At 64.3% G+C, this 15,292-nt stretch carries 17 protein-coding genes; 8 read left to right on the forward strand and 9 right to left on the reverse strand.

Annotation, left to right across the window (positions count from 1 at the left end):
- Window positions 1-41: 41 nt before the first annotated feature.
- The gene (locus tag ACODR8_RS06415) at window positions 42-1,268 is read right to left on the reverse strand and encodes a TIGR04063 family PEP-CTERM/XrtA system glycosyltransferase (RefSeq protein ID WP_489006444.1); all 1,227 of its coding nucleotides are present in this window, start codon (window positions 1,266-1,268) and stop codon (window positions 42-44) included.
- A 91-nt stretch (window positions 1,269-1,359) separates the two neighbouring features.
- Here ACODR8_RS06415 and ACODR8_RS06420 point away from each other — a divergent pair, with 91 nt between their 5' ends.
- From ACODR8_RS06420 to ACODR8_RS06430, 3 genes are read left to right on the forward strand one after another with little or no spacing between them, the layout of a single operon-like run.
- On the forward strand, window positions 1,360-1,482 hold the full coding sequence (locus ACODR8_RS06420; protein ID WP_489006445.1) for a hypothetical protein: 123 nt from the start codon (window positions 1,360-1,362) through the stop codon (window positions 1,480-1,482).
- Window positions 1,475-2,842, forward strand: coding sequence for a putative O-glycosylation ligase, exosortase A system-associated (locus ACODR8_RS06425; RefSeq protein WP_489006446.1), 1,368 nt, complete (start codon window positions 1,475-1,477; stop codon window positions 2,840-2,842). The genes ACODR8_RS06420 and ACODR8_RS06425 overlap by 8 nt, the downstream gene beginning before the upstream one ends.
- Window positions 2,839-3,519 (forward strand): hypothetical protein, encoded by a 681-nt coding sequence (locus ACODR8_RS06430; RefSeq protein WP_489006447.1) that lies wholly within the window; start codon window positions 2,839-2,841, stop codon window positions 3,517-3,519. The genes ACODR8_RS06425 and ACODR8_RS06430 overlap by 4 nt, the downstream gene beginning before the upstream one ends.
- Here ACODR8_RS06430 and ACODR8_RS06435 read toward each other — a convergent pair.
- Window positions 3,509-4,063 (reverse strand): type 1 glutamine amidotransferase domain-containing protein, encoded by a 555-nt coding sequence (locus ACODR8_RS06435; RefSeq protein WP_489006448.1) that lies wholly within the window; start codon window positions 4,061-4,063, stop codon window positions 3,509-3,511. The genes ACODR8_RS06430 and ACODR8_RS06435 overlap by 11 nt on opposite strands.
- Before the next feature lie 105 nt (window positions 4,064-4,168).
- Here ACODR8_RS06435 and ACODR8_RS06440 point away from each other — a divergent pair, with 105 nt between their 5' ends.
- Window positions 4,169-5,149 (forward strand): DNA topoisomerase IB, encoded by a 981-nt coding sequence (locus ACODR8_RS06440; protein WP_489006449.1) that lies wholly within the window; start codon window positions 4,169-4,171, stop codon window positions 5,147-5,149.
- Between the two features lie 20 nt (window positions 5,150-5,169).
- Window positions 5,170-6,324, forward strand: coding sequence for a mechanosensitive ion channel family protein (locus tag ACODR8_RS06445; RefSeq protein WP_489006450.1), 1,155 nt, complete (start codon window positions 5,170-5,172; stop codon window positions 6,322-6,324).
- 6 nt (window positions 6,325-6,330) lie between these two features.
- Here ACODR8_RS06445 and dgcA read toward each other — a convergent pair whose 3' ends face one another.
- On the reverse strand, window positions 6,331-7,308 hold the full coding sequence (gene dgcA / locus ACODR8_RS06450) for an N-acetyl-D-Glu racemase DgcA (RefSeq protein WP_489006451.1): 978 nt from the start codon (window positions 7,306-7,308) through the stop codon (window positions 6,331-6,333).
- 106 nt (window positions 7,309-7,414) lie between these two features.
- Here dgcA and ACODR8_RS06455 point away from each other — a divergent pair, with 106 nt between their 5' ends.
- Entirely contained in the window at window positions 7,415-9,202 is a 1,788-nt protein-coding gene (locus ACODR8_RS06455) for an ABC transporter transmembrane domain-containing protein (RefSeq protein ID WP_489006452.1), read from the forward strand.
- Between the two features lie 59 nt (window positions 9,203-9,261).
- Here the strand turns inward: ACODR8_RS06455 and ACODR8_RS06460 are convergent, their stop codons facing one another.
- The 5 genes from ACODR8_RS06460 to ACODR8_RS06480 all read right to left on the reverse strand — a co-directional run bounded on the left by ACODR8_RS06460 (window position 9,262) and on the right by ACODR8_RS06480 (window position 12,350).
- Window positions 9,262-9,591 (reverse strand): PilZ domain-containing protein, encoded by a 330-nt coding sequence (locus tag ACODR8_RS06460; protein WP_294133066.1) that lies wholly within the window; start codon window positions 9,589-9,591, stop codon window positions 9,262-9,264.
- Between the two features lie 217 nt (window positions 9,592-9,808).
- Window positions 9,809-10,231 carry an ExbD/TolR family protein gene (locus ACODR8_RS06465; RefSeq protein ID WP_006959125.1) on the reverse strand — a complete coding sequence of 141 codons (423 nt, stop codon included), beginning with the start codon at window positions 10,229-10,231 and terminating at the stop codon, window positions 9,809-9,811.
- 24 nt (window positions 10,232-10,255) lie between these two features.
- A complete protein-coding gene (locus ACODR8_RS06470; protein ID WP_119744855.1) occupies window positions 10,256-10,744 on the reverse strand; it encodes an ExbD/TolR family protein in 489 nt (162 codons plus the stop codon).
- A 118-nt stretch (window positions 10,745-10,862) separates the two neighbouring features.
- The gene (locus ACODR8_RS06475; RefSeq protein ID WP_182913875.1) at window positions 10,863-11,618 is read right to left on the reverse strand and encodes a MotA/TolQ/ExbB proton channel family protein; all 756 of its coding nucleotides are present in this window, start codon (window positions 11,616-11,618) and stop codon (window positions 10,863-10,865) included.
- A gap of 72 nt (window positions 11,619-11,690) precedes the next feature.
- Window positions 11,691-12,350, reverse strand: a complete 660-nt coding sequence (locus tag ACODR8_RS06480) for an energy transducer TonB (protein ID WP_489006453.1) — start codon at window positions 12,348-12,350, stop codon at window positions 11,691-11,693.
- A gap of 253 nt (window positions 12,351-12,603) precedes the next feature.
- Here ACODR8_RS06480 and ACODR8_RS06485 point away from each other — a divergent pair, with 253 nt between their 5' ends.
- Window positions 12,604-13,476 carry a hypothetical protein gene (locus ACODR8_RS06485; protein WP_489006454.1) on the forward strand — a complete coding sequence of 291 codons (873 nt, stop codon included), beginning with the start codon at window positions 12,604-12,606 and terminating at the stop codon, window positions 13,474-13,476.
- Between the two features lie 85 nt (window positions 13,477-13,561).
- Window positions 13,562-14,866 carry a homoserine dehydrogenase gene (locus ACODR8_RS06490; protein WP_489006455.1) on the forward strand — a complete coding sequence of 435 codons (1,305 nt, stop codon included), beginning with the start codon at window positions 13,562-13,564 and terminating at the stop codon, window positions 14,864-14,866.
- Window positions 14,867-14,872: 6 nt separating this feature from the next.
- Here the strand turns inward: ACODR8_RS06490 and ACODR8_RS06495 are convergent, their stop codons facing one another.
- Window positions 14,873-15,229 (reverse strand): hypothetical protein, encoded by a 357-nt coding sequence (locus ACODR8_RS06495; RefSeq protein ID WP_489006456.1) that lies wholly within the window; start codon window positions 15,227-15,229, stop codon window positions 14,873-14,875.
- Between the last annotated feature and the right edge of the window lie 63 nt (window positions 15,230-15,292).

Consider the following 15,292-nt stretch of genomic DNA (forward strand, 5'->3'; position numbering starts at 1 on the left):
CTGTGCTGCCTTCATGGCCACTTTGCTTCTTCAACCCTCGCTCAGGCAGCCGCGCGCGTGCCGGTAGGACGCGCCAGCAGCTGCTGGTAAACAGGTTCGTAACGCAAAATGTTTGACGACCAGTTACGCTCACGCTCGACAAAGGCACGGGCGACGGCGCGCCGCTCGTCCCAGATCGTTCGATCGGCAAACAGGCCCGCCAGCGCAGCGGCCATGCCCGCCGGATCATCGGGCGGGAACAAGGTCCCGGTGACGCCATCCTCGATCAGTTCGCGATGGCCGCCGACGCTGGACGCGGCGACTAACTGCCCCTGCGCCATGGCTTCGAGCGGCTTTAGGGGCGTGACGAGATCGGTCAGCCGCATCGCCTTGCGCGGATAGGCCAATATGTCGATCTGGGCATAATAATGTTCGACCTGATCGTGCGGGACGCGCCCGACAAAGACGATATGGTCGGCAAAGGGGGAGGCCAGCGCCTGATCGCGCAACGCCTGTTCGCGCGGGCCACCGCCCACCAGCAGCAGCTTGGCTTTTGGTCGGGCGCGGACGAGTCGCGGCATCGCGGCGATCAGATCGTCCAGCCCTTCATAATCATAGAAGCTTCCGATGAAGCCGACGACGTCCGCCCCTTCAAGGCCCAGTTGCGCCGTCAGCGCCGGATCGCGCGGCACGGGTGTGCCGAACTGGTCCATATCGACGCCATTGGGCGACACGATGATCTTGGCCGGGTCGATGCCGCGCGTGGCGAGATCGCTGCGCAGTCCTTCGCAGATGACCGCAACCGCATCGGCATTGCGCACCGCATGGGTTTCAAGCTGACGGGTCAGCCAGTAGCGCGGGCTGCCTTCCGTGCCCGTGCCGTTGCCTACCGCCGCATCTTCCCAGAAAGCGCGGATTTCATAGACCAGGGGGATACCATGGCGCTTGGCGACGCGCTGCGCGGCGATGGCGTTCAAGACGGGCGAATGGGCGTGGATGATGTCGGGCCGCCATTGCTGCACCAGCGCCTCGATCGCGTCGGCATGGGCGGCAATGTCGCGCCATTCGCGCAGCACCGGATTGCCGGTGGCGGGCGCGCCGGGGGTGCGATGGAAATGGAGACCATCGACCAGCTCCTCCAGCGGCCCTGTCGCGCTGTGGCGATGCCCGGTTATGCCGCGCACCTCCCAGCCCCTGGCCAGCTGCGCCCGCAATATGGCGCGGGTGCGGAAGGTGTAGCCGCTGTGCAGTGGCAGGCTGTGGTCCAGCACATGAAGAATATGGGTCATAGCCCATGGACTTAACCACAAAAGGTTTAACGGCCCGTCAACTGTGTCGCGTTAGGGAGGGTCTGGTAGCCAGTGGAACCACCAAGACGCAATGATCGACACCCTGTCCCTGCTGATCAGCCATGGCGTGATCCTGCTCGCCGCGTGGCGGCTGTTGCCGCGCGCCGATCTGGATCGTGATCCACCGGTAGAGGAGAGCCCACGCGATGCGTGACCTGTTCTTCCTCGCCTTCCTGGCCGTATTTTTCCTGATGGGGCTTAGGCGGCCGTTCCTGCTGGTCGCGGTCTATGCCTATATCGACATCGTGTCGCCCCAGCGCCTGTCCTATTTCCTGCTCAATTCGATCCCGATTTCCGCCATCGCCTTTGCCGCGATGGTGGGTGCCTGGCTGGTCATCGACGACAAGAAGGATTGCCGCTTTTCCGCGCGGCAGGTGCTGCTGCTGATCCTGCTGATCTGGTGCGGCTATACCACCGCGACCGCCGATTTCCCCGCCGAGGCGCTGACAAAATGGAACTGGGTGTGGAAGGCGATCATCGCGGGCATCTTCCTGCCGCTCACCCTGCGCACGCGGCTGCGAATCGAGGCGATGACGGTTTTCATGATCCTGTGCGCCAGCACGATCATCATCAATGGCGGCATGAAAACCGCTTTGTCGGGCGGCGGCTATGGCGTGCTGAACCTGATGGTCGACAATAATAGCGGCCTTTATGAAGGGTCGATCATCAGCTGCGTCGCTATTTCGCTGATCCCGCTGATCCTGTGGCTGTCGAAACATGGCACCATCTTTTCGCCGGACGACTGGCGGGTGAAGGGATTTTGCTACTGCCTGTGCCTCGCCTGCCTGCTGATGCCGATCGGCACTGAGGCACGCACCGGACTGGTGTGCATCGTCATTCTGGCGGGGCTGATGCTGGTGCGATCGCCGCGCCGCTTCGTCTATGGGCCGCTGATGCTGCTGGCGGCGCTTGTCTCCATCCCCTTCCTGCCCGCCAGCTTCACCCAGCGGATGCAGACGATCGAAAATCATCAGGGCGACGAGAGCGCGTCGACCCGCGTGGCAGTGTGGATGTGGACGCTCGACTATGTGAAAACCCATCCGGGCGGCGGCGGCTTCGACAATTATCTCCAGAACAGCTTTACCTATTTCGCGCAGAGCGAAGTGGGCGATGGCGACGCCAAACGGATCGAGCGGCGGCTGGTGACCGACAAGGGTCGCGCCTATCACAGCGCCTATTTCGAGATGCTGGGCGAGCAGGGCTATTTCGGCTTTCTGCTCTGGGCGCTGATCCACGGCATCTGCTTCATCCGCACCGAAATGATCCGCCGCCTGTATCGTAAACGAGCGGGACCGGACGAGGCATGGATCGCGCCCTTCGCGCTGGCGCTGCAACAGGGGCATATTATCTATATGATCGGATCGCTGTTCGTAGGCATCGCCTATCAGCCCTTCATCTTCATGATGCTGGCGCTCCAGATCGGTCTGGACACTTATCTAAGCCGTAGGCGCAAGGCCGCGGCACGGATCGACCTGAATGCGGCGATGAACCGGCCGCGCGGGGCGCTGGCATGAGCGGCGAATTGCGCGCGCTGGGGCTGGTCCATGGCCTGTTGCTGGGGCTGCTGCTGGCGTCGCCACTGATCGCGCCGGGGCTGTTGCCCTGGGGGGTCGAGGCCTTGTTCATCATCGGCGCGTTCCAGTTGCGGCTGGCCGACCGGCGTTGGGACATGCGCGATGGCTGGCGCAGCTGGATCAGCCATATCCGCATGGCCCCGTTGCGGCTGATCCCCTGGGGCGCGGCGGCGACCGTCGCGCTGATCGCAGGCAATGGCGGGCGGGCGCAGGCTATCCTGATCGCCGCGTCGCTGTGCGAATTACTGGTCTATCCGGTCTGTACCCATGTGCTGGCCCGACTGTCGCGGCGCGTGGTCGGCGCGGTGCTGGTGTTGCTGATCCTGATCGGGTTGAGCGCTGTCGGCGAGACGATCCGCTACATGATCGGCTTCATGACCGGGATGAGCGCCTGTCTTTTCTGGCTGCGCGGTCCCGATGGCGAGGCTCATGCGCTGGGACTGGCGCTGGGCGGGCTGGTGGCTGCGGCGATAGCGCCGGTGCTTTGGCCTGCCGCCCTGCCCGTCGCCTTCCCCGCCGCAATCGTCTGCGCGACGCTGGCGCTGGCGCACGTCTCGACGCTGCGCCGCCGCCCGGTCCCGTGGCGGGCGGGCGGCGGTACACAGGTCAGGCCGTAACGGTTCCGGCTTCTGCCACGGCCTTGCTGAAGGCTTCGATGAAGGCGGGGATATCGTCCGGCTTGCGGCTGGTGATGATATTGCCGTCCACCGCGACGGCTTGATCGACCACATTTCCGCCAGCATTGCGAAGGTCCGTTCGGACCGATGGCCAGCCAGTGACGGTCCGGCCGTTCACGACGTCAGCCTCCACCAACAGCCATGGGCCATGGCAGATCGCGGCGACCGGCTTGCCCGTGGTCACGAAGGCGCGCACCAGCGACACGGCGGCGGCATTGGTGCGCAGCGTATCGGGATTGGCGACGCCGCCGGGCAGTATCAGCCCGTCATATCCCTCTATTCTGACGGCATCGAGCCGGATGTCGGGGGTGATCGTGTCGCCTTTTTCATCATGCTTCATCCCCTGAATAGGGTCCAGGTCGGGCGAGGCGAGCGTCACGCTGGCCCCCGCCGCGATCAGGGCGTCGCGGGGGTCGAACAATTCGGACTGCTCGAATCCGTCGGTCGCGATGATGAGGATGCGGCTGTTGGTAATGGCGGGCATGGGGCTTCTCCTTGCGCCTGATGGGAGACAGGCTAACGGACCACCGCCCGACCCGTTGCGGAACGAAGCGATGAAAGGTGGGTTTTTGGCCATGAGAAGGAAAATATGGCCACCCAACCCCTTATCCATGTCGATGACAGCATCCCCGGCATTTCACGACGCGCGCTCAAGGGCGGCTGGGGCTATTACCAGCCCGATGGCGGACGCATCGCCGACCGGGACGAGATTGGGCGGCTGAACGCCATCGCCCTGCCCCCTGCCTATCGCGATTGCTGGTTCTGCCCGATGCCGCATGGCCATATATTGGCGACGGGGCATGACGAGCGGGGCCGCAAGCAATATCGCTATCACCCGGAGTTCCGGGCTGACCGGGAGGCACAGAAATATGAAGGCTGCGCCGGCTTCGGTCGCGCCCTGCCCAAATTGCGCGCGCAGCTGGAGGCGGACCTGTCGCGGCGCGGGCTGCGCAAGGAACGGACGATCGCGGCTGTCGTGCGGCTACTGGATTTGGGCCGGTTGCGCGTGGGCAATGAATATTATGCCACGACCAACAAGAGTTTCGGCGCGACGACATTGCGCCGCCGTCATATCGACCTGACCGGCAAGGCGCTGACGCTGCGCTATCGCGCCAAGTCGGGCAAGCAGCATCAGGTGACGCTGACCGACAAAAGGCTGCTGCGTTTCGTGCGGCAGGTGCAGGATTTGCCGGGCCAGCATCTGTTCCAATATCTGGATGAGGATGGCGAGGCGCGGCCTATCACATCGAGCGACGTCAACGCCTATATCGCGCAGGCCATGGGCGGTCCCTTCACCGCCAAGCATTTCCGCACCTGGGGCGCATCGACTGTCGCCTTTGCCACATTGGCCGCCGGGCCGGTGTCGATGAAGGGCTTGCTGGAGCCGGTGGCGGCCGCGCTGGGCAATACGCCCGCGATCAGCCGCAAAAGCTATATCCACCCTGCCCTGCTCGACCTGTGCAAGGATGGACAGGAAGCTTGGCGCGCGGGGCTTCGCCTGCCGCGTTCAACACGCTATCTGTCCCGCGGGGAACGCGGACTCATCGCATTTCTCGACACTTTAGCCTGATACAGACTAACGGGACCAGCATGGCCAATAAAACTGAACCTGCCGCCGCCGCCGCATCGGTGCGCGCGCCCGATTTCGTCGAAATGTGGCGATCGACCAGCGATTGGTTCGCTGTTCACTATGTCCAGATCATCGTCGCCATTGGCGCGGGCGTTCTGATCTACCTCCTGCTGGCGGCGCTGCGTTCGTTCGGCAAAAGGTGGCGCGGTGCCTATGGCGACCCGCTGGGCTATGCCAATGTGCTGGGCCGGGCGGTGGCGCGGACATCCCATTTCTTCATGGTCATGGTCGCGGCCAAGCTGGTCGCGGGCTATGCCGATCCGCCTGCGGTGCTGTTCAAGACGATTGCGTTTCTCTTCACCATCGCCGCCGTGTTGCAGGGCGCGATCTGGGCGCGGGAGATCATCCTGGGACTGATCGAGCGCAAGACGCTGGCGGAGGATGGCCAGGGTGAGACGCTGGCCAACGCGATGGGCCTGATTCGCGTGCTGGTGACCTTTGCCCTGTTTGCGATCGCCACTATCGTTGTGCTGGACAATCTGGGCGTCAACGTCACCGGGCTGGTTGCGGGTCTGGGCATTGGCGGCATCGCCATTGGCCTGGCCGCGCAGGGGATATTTTCCGACCTGTTCGCCGCGCTGTCTATCATCTTCGACAAGCCGTTCCGGCGCGGCGAGATCATCACCTATGACCAGACGACCGCGCGGGTCGAAAAGATTGGCCTCAAAAGCACGCGGCTGCGGGCGATGAGCGGGGAGAAGAAGGTCATCTCCAACGCCAATCTCCTCCAGAAGGAGATCACCAGCCTGCAAACGCTGATCCAGCGCCGGGTGACCTTCGCCATCGGCATCATCTACCAGACGCCGGAGGAGAAGGCCGAAGCGATACCGGAGATGCTGCGCGAGATTGTCGAGGCAGAAGGGTTCATCTTCGTCAATGCGGGCCTTGTGCGCTTTGGCGCGAGTTCGCTGGACTATGAGGTGAATTTCGACGTGCCGGACCCCGATACGCATGATTATTTCCTGTCGCGGCACCGCATGGGGCTGGCGATCTGGAAGCGGTTTAACGCGGAAGGGATAGAGTTCGCCTATCCCACCCAGACCAGCTTCACCGCTGCGCCGGATGGGCGGCCCATCATGCCCTATCCAGAGGTGCAGCCGGTGCGATCCGCCTGACGCCGCTCATTCACCCATTCCCCACAGGCTGCCGGGCAGGAGCAGGCCGTCCTCCAGCGCCAGTCCGCCGTCGCGATCCCGCGCCAGCAACAGCGCACCGTCAAGGTCGATCCAGTCCGCCCCCTGCGCCACCAGCGCGGCGGGCGCGATGCCGAGCGATGTGCCGAGCATACAGCCGACCATGACCCGGAACCCGCGGTCCCGCGCCACCTGACGCAGGGCGAGCGCTTCGGTGAGGCCGCCTGCCTTGTCGAGTTTGATGTTCACCGCGTCGAAATCGCCGAGCCGATCAAGGTCCGCGCTGGTGTGGCAGCTTTCGTCGGCGCAGAGCGGCAGCGGCGCGCGGACCCCGGCCAGCGCCGCTTCCCGGTCGTGGATCACCGGCTGTTCGACCATCTCGACGCCAAGGTCCGCCAGCGCCTGCGCCTCTGCGGCTATATCCAGATCATGCCAGCTTTCATTGGCATCGACGATCAGGCGCGCGTTTGGCGCGCCAGTTCGCACGGCAGCGATGCGCGCGCGGTCGCCCTCGCCAGTCAGCTTGCATTTGAGCAGGGCAAAGCCGCGCCCCGCCGCCGTGCGGGCGGCAGCCTCCATCGTCGCAGGATCGCCGAGGCTGATCGTGAAGGCGGTGGGCAGCGGCGTGGGGGCGCTGAGGCCAGCGAGCTGCCACACCGGTACGCCTGCCCGCTTCGCTTCCAGATCCCACAGCGCGCAGTCGAGCGCATTGCGCGCCGCGCCGCGCGGCATTTGCGTCAACAGCGCCTGCCGGTCGAGCGGCCCGGCGTAGGCGCGGATCGCAGCTGCGCAGGCTTCTGCCGTTTCGCCCTCATAATAGATTGCCGTCCCCTCGCCCCGGCCGACATAGGTGCCGTCACCCACGGTGCAGACGACCACGTCGACATCGGTCTTGGCCCCGCGAGCGATAATGAACGCGCCTGCGACCGGCCAGCGTTCGACGGTCGCAGACAATAGGTGGATCATTGCTGGCTCCAATGGCGTGAACAGACTGACCGCCTATGCGCGAAAGTCGCCGGCGCCACCAGCCCCGCCCATTGAGGCGCGGCGGGCAGCCTGCTAAGCGCCGCGCATGGAGGAACAACCCACCCCGTCGCCGCGCGCCAGCGCCCGTCCCGCGCTTGGCAGCCTGGCGATGCTGTGGATATTCGCCAAACGCTATCCGGGGCGGATCGCGGGCGCGCTGTCTGCGCTGATCGTGTCGTCCGCCGCGACGCTGGGCATCCCCAGCGGCTTCCGGCTGGTGATCGACCGGGGCTTTATGGGCGGGGGCGATATCAGCCGCTGGTTTGAATATCTGCTGCTGATCGTCATCATCCTGGCGGTCGCCAGTGCGCTGCGCTTTTATTTCGTGTCCTGGCTGGGCGAGCGGGTGGTTGCCGATATTCGCAGCGCGACCCAGGCCAATTTGCTACGGCAGGCACCCCGTTTCTTTGAGGAAAACCGCCCGTCCGAAATCGCGTCGCGCATGACCGCCGATACCGCCGTGGTCGAGAACGTGGTCGGATCGACCGTGTCGATCGCGCTACGCAATCTGGTGACCGGCATTGGCGGCCTCATCTATCTGTTCGCGCTGGCGCCCAAGCTGGCGGCGATGCTGCTGCTGGGTATCCCGATCATCCTGCTGGTGCTGGTCAGCCTGGGCCGAAAGGTGCGCAGCCTGTCGCGCGCCAGTCAGGACCGGCTGGCCGATGTCGGCAGCGTGACCAATGAGGTGCTGGCGGCGATGAAGATCGTCCAGGCGTTCGGGCAGGAGGCGCGGGAGGCGGCGCGCTTCGACGCCACTGTCGAAAGCGGGTTCGGCACCGCGCGGCGGCGCATCCGGTTGCGCGCGATCATGACGGCGGTGGTGATCTCGCTGGTGTTCGGATCGATCACAGCGGTGATGTGGCAGGGCGCGCTGGATGTCGCGGCGGGGAAGCTGTCGGGCGGGAGCATTGCCGCGTTCGTGCTGACCGGCGGACTGGTCGCAGGCGCCTTCGGATCGCTTTCTGAAAGCTGGGGCGATCTGCTGCGCGGCGCGGGGGCGGCCAGTCGCTTGCATGAGTTGATGACAGCGACGCCGGACATATTGCCACCCGCCAGCCCGACCACCATTCCACCTGCGGCGCATGGCGCGCGGCTGACGTTCGAGGATGTGCATTTTCATTATCCGACCCGGCCCGATCAAGCCGCGCTCAATGGCGTGTCGATCGACGTCGCACCGGGTGAGACAGTGGCCGTGGTCGGGCCGTCGGGCGCGGGGAAATCGACGCTGATCCAGTTGGCGTTGCGATTTTACGATCCGTCGTCCGGCGTGGTCCGGCTGAATGGCGTGCCGCTGCCACAGGCCGACCCGGCGGCGTTGCGCGACATGATGGCGATGGTGCCGCAGGATAGCGTGATCTTCGCCGCGTCGGCACGCGACAATCTGCGCTATGGCCGGTGGGACGCGACCGACGAGCAGATTTGGGATGCCGCCCGCGCCGCCAATGCCGAGGGCTTCCTGCGCGCGCTGCCGCAGGGGCTGGACAGTCCGATGGGTGAAGCGGGTACGCGCCTGTCGGGCGGGCAGCGGCAACGGCTGTCGATCGCACGCGCGCTGCTGCGCGATGCGCCGATCCTGCTGCTGGATGAGGCGACCTCTGCCCTCGACGCCGAATCGGAGCGGCTGGTGCAGGATGCGCTCGGCCGGTTGATGCAGGGGCGCACCACCATCGTCATCGCCCATAGGCTGGCGACGGTGCGCGCCGCTGACCGGATCATCGTGCTGGACGAGGGGCGGATCGTCGAACAGGGCGATCATGCGTCGCTGGTCGCGCAGGGCGGTCTTTATGCGCGCCTTGCCAGTTTGCAGTTTCAGGACGCGCCGCTCAGCTAGAGCGCGACGGCCTCACCCCGAAACGGACGGAGATTGGTGTTTCAGATCAAACTCTGCGATCAGACGAACGCCGGGCCGCTGCTCAGCTTGATGATATGATCGAGAATTGCGGGATGGAGCGGGCGTTCGAAGGCGCAGCCTGCCTCATGCGCGCGTGACCACAGGACGCGGGCGCGACGCCCCTCGAAGCCAGGCAGCATGACCCATAATTCGCTGCCGCTGGTCAGTTTCATGAAGCTTTGGAGGCGAAAGCCGGTGACGGACACGTCGGCGATGCGGCTGTTGAACCAGGTTTCACCCGGCCGGCGCACACGGACGCTGATCTGCACATAGGCGCGCTCGGCCAGCCGTGCCTTTCGATCCAAGTCGGTCTGTCGTTCGGCGCTCATGGCTCGCTATCGCCCGTCCTTCGCCGCCATTATCGGCGATTGGCGTAAGCAAAGGGTTAAGAGTCTGCCTCGAATGCGCGAAAGACGATAACAAAAAAAGAGGCCGCCCGAAGGCGACCCCCTGAAAGATTGGCATTGTCAAAACTCCGATGCCGCCCTGCCCGCCTGGAAAAACGGGAAGTCCTGACACAAACTGGCAGGCGCGGGCAATCAGCGTTTAGAAATTGCCATATTGTTCGTTGCCGACGAAGCCCAGCTTCGTCACGCCCGCACGCTTGATCTCCGCCAGCACCTCATCAACGGTGACATAACGGGTCTGCGCGTTCGGCTGGAACTGAAGTTCCGGCTCGACCGGCAGGCGCAGCGACTGCTGCAGATATTGACGCAGGGTCAGCAGGTCGATCGCCGAACCGTTCCAGGTAATGATCCCGGCCTGGTCGATGGCAACCTTGTTCTTCACCGGATCGATCGGGCTATCCGTCGGCGGTGCGCTCTGCGGCAGGTCGATCTTGACCGCGTGGGTCTGGATCGGAATCGTGATGATGAACATGATGAGGAGAACGAGCATGACGTCGATCAACGGCGTCGTGTTCATTTCCATCATCGGTTCGCCTTCATCGGAACCCATGCTCATGGCCATAGCGAAATCTCCTTAATCAGCCGGTCAGAGGCGGGTCGTCGTCGTGCCGGGTTCCGGCTCGGAGATGAAGCCCACCTTGGGGAAACCGGCGCGCTGCATCGTGTAGATCGTACCACCGATGCACCGGTAGGGTGTGTTGATGTCGCCGCGGATATGCACTTCGGGCATGTCTTCGGGCGTCATATTTTCGACGCCGCCTGCCTTCTTGATATCCGATTCCAGCTTCGCAACGGCCCGGTTGAGCAGATCGCTGGAATCGACCTTGGTCATGTTCCAGAAAACAGCGCAGCTGCCATCCGACCCGGTCGTGACCGAGAGAGAGACATTTTCGGGCTTCGTCGTGGTCGGCTCGAACGCCACCTTGGGAAGTTGCAGTTCGACCGTCTGGACGACGACCGGGACCGCGATGAGAAAGATGATGAGCAACACCAGCATGACGTCGACGAGCGGCGTCGTGTTGATGTCGGACAACGGTTTGTCGTCACCGCCGCCGGGGCCAACACTCATTGCCATTGATAATATCCTAACATTGGTGTCGATGGCGCCTCACCATCGCGACGAGGCCCATGGTCGGCGGGGAACGGGATGGTCGCAGCGGCCATCCCGTTCCCGCGCCGGCATCTCAAGACAATCAGGCCTTGGTCGGCGCAGCAACCGGCTTGGCAGCAGGTGCGGCGGGAGCCGGAGCAACGCTGGGCTTAACCGCGCCGTTCGACACCAGATAGGCCAGCAGATCGACCGTGAAGCCGTTAAGCTGTTCGGCGATCGACTTGTTGCGACGCTGCAGGAAGTTGTAGGCCAGCACCGCGGGAACGGCCACGGCCAGACCCAGGGCGGTCATGATGAGCGCTTCACCGACGGGGCCGGCGACCGCGTCGATCGACGCCTGACCGGCTGCACCGATCTTGATCAGCGCGCGATAGATGCCGATAACCGTACCGAACAGACCGATGAACGGCGAGGTCGAACCCACGGTTGCGAGGAAGGCGAGACCGCCACCCAGCGACGAGTTGATCGCGGCTTCCGAACGGCCGAGCGAACCGTGCAGCCAGTCATGCGCTTCGACCGGATCGGTCAGCTTGGTATGTTCTTCCTGCGCCTTGATGCCGTCATCGACGATCTGCTTGTAGGCGGAGTTCTTTTCCAGCTTGGCCGAGCCTTCCTTGATGTTGGCGGCGCGCCAGAAGGTCGCACGGACCTTCTTACCCTGGTTGATCACCTTCTGCTGTTCGATCAGCTTGGTGAAGAGAATGTAGAAAGTGCCGACCGACATGCCGCACAGGATAAGGAACACGGTCCAGGCGATCGTGCCGCCCTGTTCCAGAGCTTCCATCAGACCATAGGGGTTTTCCGGCTTCGGCGCCGCAGCTGCGAGATACATCAACATGTTCAAGACTTCCCTCTCAATGAGATCAAGCTAGAGCAAGGCGGCGCCGGGCGCGCACCTTGCCCGTTTGGATTATTCCGGCAGACGCCAGGTGATACGGCCATTGTACGTATCGGGCATTTCCGCACCATCGGAACCCTTGGCCGGCTTGAACCGCGCACGGCGCGGCAGCAGGCGGCAGGTCGCCTCATCGAGATCCGGGTGGCCGGTCGAGGAGGTGATGGTGCAGTCGGTCACCCGACCGTCAGCGCCGATTTGCAGGCGGAACCCTGCCGTACCGGAGCGTTCTTCACGCTGGGCGCGGCTCGGATAGTCCGCATCGCTGAGCCAGCTGCCAGGCGAACTCCGCGGGGTAGCGCGGCTTGCGGCGACAGGCGGCGCCGCGGGCGGCGGCGGCGGCGGCGGAGCGGCGACCGGAACCGGGTTGAACACCGGAGGGGGTGTCCGAACAACGGTCATGGTCGGCGCAGGCGCCGGGGTCTGCACGATCGGCGGCGGGGCCACGACCGGCGGCGGCTCGACCGGCTGGTCTGGCGGCGGCGGTGGCGGCTCCTCGTCCGGTGGCGGCGGCTCTTCCTTCACGTCGATCACGTTCAGCTGTTCTGCCGCCTTTTTGACATATTTCATGCCAAGACCGGTGACGAAGGCATAGCCAAGAACAGCGTGAATCAGGGCGACGATGATGATCGAGACAGTCCGACTCGATCCTTGCGAGTGGTCAGCATAGGCCATTCGGCAACGACACTCCTTAACTCATCTTACCAGTGGTTTATACAAATCAGCCAAAAACGACCCAAGCCGACCGGGCTACCCCGGCCACCTTCGGCCCCTGTCCGTCCAATTGCTACCGTGCAAACTCCTATCGCGGCACATCGTGGCACGCAAACGCTTTATCGATATGTTCATTTGCGGTTACCATTTCATAGCGGAATGACTTGCCTGTGACATCCTTGCCACGAGCCGAAAACATAGGACGAAGCTGATCATGAAATCCACCACCATGTTATACCGGTTCGCGCTGCCATGCCTCATTTCAGCCGCAAACCTCCCGGTTTTCCCTGCTTTAGCGCAACAACGGCCTGTGACAACGCAAACAACAGGTGCGGCGACCGGCCTATCCTATGCCGACATTGTCGACCTGGCGGACAATGCGCCGCTGGTGGCGCATGTGCGAATCCGCAACATCATCACATTGAAGCCCGAACAGGCCGGAGACGTCCCAGCTGGCTATAAACGGCTGTTTATCGAGGGCGATGTGACGGGTTTGATTCGCGGCGAGGCGGGAATCGCCCCCCTTGTCAGTTGGCTCTACGACGCGCCAATCGATGCGCGCGGCAAATTGCCCAAGCTAAAGAAAGCGCAGGTCATCCTGTTTGCGCGGCCCGGCAGCCGCCCCGGCCAGATTCAGCTGGTTGCCCGTGACGCCCAGATTCCGGCTACCCCTGTCGAGATCGACCGGGTCAAAGGCATATTGTCGGCACTGGTTGCGCGCGATGCCCCGCCGCGTATCCTGGGACTGGGCGATGCCTTCCATGTCGCCGGCACGGTGGCGGGCGAGGGCGAGACGCAGATTTTCCTGCGCACCGAAAATGGCGATCCGGTGTCGCTCTCGATTCTCCGGCGGCCTGGCGAGCCACCCCGCTGGGCGGTCGCGCTGGGCGAGATTGTGGACGAAGCCGCGCGCGCGCCCGTCCCCGGCAGCCTGCTGTGGTATCGCCTAGCCTGCGCGCTCCCCCCTGCCCTGCCCGCCCGCGCGGTGCGCACACTGTCTGTCCAAGACGCCGAAGCGGCGCGCGCCGACTATCGGGTGGTCATCGATGCGCTGGGGCCGTGCGGGCGGACGCGGACGCCCACCTGATACAGCTTTTGCTTGGACGGGCGCGCACCTGTCGCTATCAGCGCGGGCTTCATCACCTGCGCCGTTTATAGAGAGAGACGTCCCCATGACCAATCTGCACCGCCATGCCCCGCTGCGCGTCGCGCTCGTCGGCCTCGGCACGGTGGGCGGGGGCGTTATCCGGCTGCTCAACACCAATGGCGCCCTGATCGCCCGGCGCGCGGGTTGCCCGATCCAAGTCGTCGCCATTTCGGCGCGCGACCGGAACAAGGATCGCGGTGTCGATCTGTCCCCCTATGAATGGGTGGACGATATGAACAGCCTGGCGACGCGCGACGATATCGACGTCGTCGTCGAACTGATCGGTGGGTCGGACGGCCCGGCGCTCACGCTGGCGCGCCACTGCCTGACCGCAGGCAAGCCGTTCGTCACCGCGAACAAGGCAATGCTGGCCCATCATGGGCTGGACCTGGCGCGCCTTGCTGAAAAGGGCGGCATTGCGCTGAAATATGAAGCTGCGGTCGCGGGCGGCATCCCGGTGATCAAAGGGATGCGCGAAGGCGCGGCGGCGAACGAGATTTCGCGCGTCTATGGCATCCTCAACGGCACCTGCAATTACATCCTGACGACGATGGAGAAGGAAGGCCGGGGCTTTGACGAGGTGCTGAAGGAAGCGCAGGAACTGGGCTATGCCGAGGCTGACCCCAGTTTCGACATTGACGGGGTGGATGCCGCGCACAAGCTGACCATCCTCGCCAGCCTGGCATTCGGCACCGAACTGGATTTCGCCGCAGTCGCCACCACTGGCATCCGCCATGTCATCGCCGCAGACATTGCTGAAGCCGCCGCGCTGGGCTTCCGTATCCGGCTGGTCGGCATGGCGCAGAATGGTGCGGATGGACTGTTCCAGCGGGTCCACCCGATGCTGGTGCCGCTCGACCATCCGCTGGCGCATGTCGATGGATCGTTGAACGCGGTGGTGGCAGAGGGCAATTTCGTCGGGCGTCTCTTCTTCCAGGGCCGCGGCGCAGGCGATGGCCCGACGGCGTCGGCGGTGGTTGCCGACCTGATCGACGTCGCGCGCGACGAATATGGCGACGCCTTCGCCATGCCGGTCGCCGCGCTGACGCCGCAAAACACCGCCGATGCCGGCGCACGGGTGGGCCGCACCTATTTGCGCTTCATGGTGCAGGACCGCCCCGGCGTGCTGGCCGAAATCGCCGCTGCCACCCGCGACGCGGGCGTATCGATCGAAAGCATGATCCAGCGCGGGGCGCATCAGGAGGATGGCGTGCTGGTCGCCATCGTCACCCATGCGGGCGAGGAACGCTGCATCCGCGACACGCTGGAGCGGCTTGCCGGATCGGAAAGCCTGCTCGGCACGCCGATGGTGATGCATATTCTCGATTGAGCAAATTCAATGCTGCCCGGCGCCCTTGAAACGGTCCGGGAGTGGTGGCGGTGGGGCGAGGTCGGCATCGGGATCGATGATCGCGGTCACGCTCTTGCGCACAACGTCCGCCACCTTGAAAACCGATAGACCGCCGACACATCCCATCCCCTGCCCGCCGATCACGCCGCAACTTCCCTGCCGTACCGCCGCTGCCGATGCACGCGGGGCATCCCCCCTCACGACACCGCCCTGTGTAGATTCGCGCGGCAGGGGCAGCCTCTCGCGGGCATTGCGTTCGGCACGATTCCCACACACGACAATCGCATTGCCGCTGCGGTCGCACGGTTTCACCACCTGAGTCCTGGCGCGATAGGCGGCCATCAACGCTTCGTCCGCCGCGTGCGCATCTAACGGCAAGAGGAGAATAAGGAGGCTGGCCAGGGC

Source organism: Sphingobium sp. FG58, assembly GCF_057809055.1.

Excerpts from the sequence above, each read along its gene's own strand:
- ACODR8_RS06425 (WP_489006446.1), top strand. The coding sequence starts at position 1,475 with ATGCGTGACCTGTTCTTCCTCGCCTTCCTGGCCGTATTTTTCCTGATG.
- ACODR8_RS06465 (WP_006959125.1), bottom strand. The coding sequence starts at position 10,231 with ATGGCCATGAGCATGGGTTCCGATGAAGGCGAACCGATGATGGAAATG.
- ACODR8_RS06480 (WP_489006453.1), bottom strand. The coding sequence starts at position 12,350 with ATGGCCTATGCTGACCACTCGCAAGGATCGAGTCGGACTGTCTCGATC.
- dgcA (WP_489006451.1), bottom strand. The coding sequence starts at position 7,308 with ATGATCCACCTATTGTCTGCGACCGTCGAACGCTGGCCGGTCGCAGGC.
- ACODR8_RS06440 (WP_489006449.1), top strand. The coding sequence starts at position 4,169 with ATGGCCACCCAACCCCTTATCCATGTCGATGACAGCATCCCCGGCATT.
- ACODR8_RS06495 (WP_489006456.1), bottom strand. The coding sequence starts at position 15,229 with ATGGCCGCCTATCGCGCCAGGACTCAGGTGGTGAAACCGTGCGACCGC.
- ACODR8_RS06430 (WP_489006447.1), top strand. The coding sequence starts at position 2,839 with ATGAGCGGCGAATTGCGCGCGCTGGGGCTGGTCCATGGCCTGTTGCTG.
- ACODR8_RS06490 (WP_489006455.1), top strand. The coding sequence starts at position 13,562 with ATGACCAATCTGCACCGCCATGCCCCGCTGCGCGTCGCGCTCGTCGGC.
- ACODR8_RS06475 (WP_182913875.1), bottom strand. The coding sequence starts at position 11,618 with ATGTTGATGTATCTCGCAGCTGCGGCGCCGAAGCCGGAAAACCCCTAT.
- ACODR8_RS06485 (WP_489006454.1), top strand. The coding sequence starts at position 12,604 with ATGAAATCCACCACCATGTTATACCGGTTCGCGCTGCCATGCCTCATT.
- ACODR8_RS06420 (WP_489006445.1), top strand. The coding sequence starts at position 1,360 with ATGATCGACACCCTGTCCCTGCTGATCAGCCATGGCGTGATCCTGCTC.
- ACODR8_RS06445 (WP_489006450.1), top strand. The coding sequence starts at position 5,170 with ATGGCCAATAAAACTGAACCTGCCGCCGCCGCCGCATCGGTGCGCGCG.
- ACODR8_RS06435 (WP_489006448.1), bottom strand. The coding sequence starts at position 4,063 with ATGCCCGCCATTACCAACAGCCGCATCCTCATCATCGCGACCGACGGA.
- ACODR8_RS06460 (WP_294133066.1), bottom strand. The coding sequence starts at position 9,591 with ATGAGCGCCGAACGACAGACCGACTTGGATCGAAAGGCACGGCTGGCC.
- ACODR8_RS06470 (WP_119744855.1), bottom strand. The coding sequence starts at position 10,744 with ATGGCAATGAGTGTTGGCCCCGGCGGCGGTGACGACAAACCGTTGTCC.
- ACODR8_RS06455 (WP_489006452.1), top strand. The coding sequence starts at position 7,415 with ATGGAGGAACAACCCACCCCGTCGCCGCGCGCCAGCGCCCGTCCCGCG.
- ACODR8_RS06415 (WP_489006444.1), bottom strand. The coding sequence starts at position 1,268 with ATGACCCATATTCTTCATGTGCTGGACCACAGCCTGCCACTGCACAGC.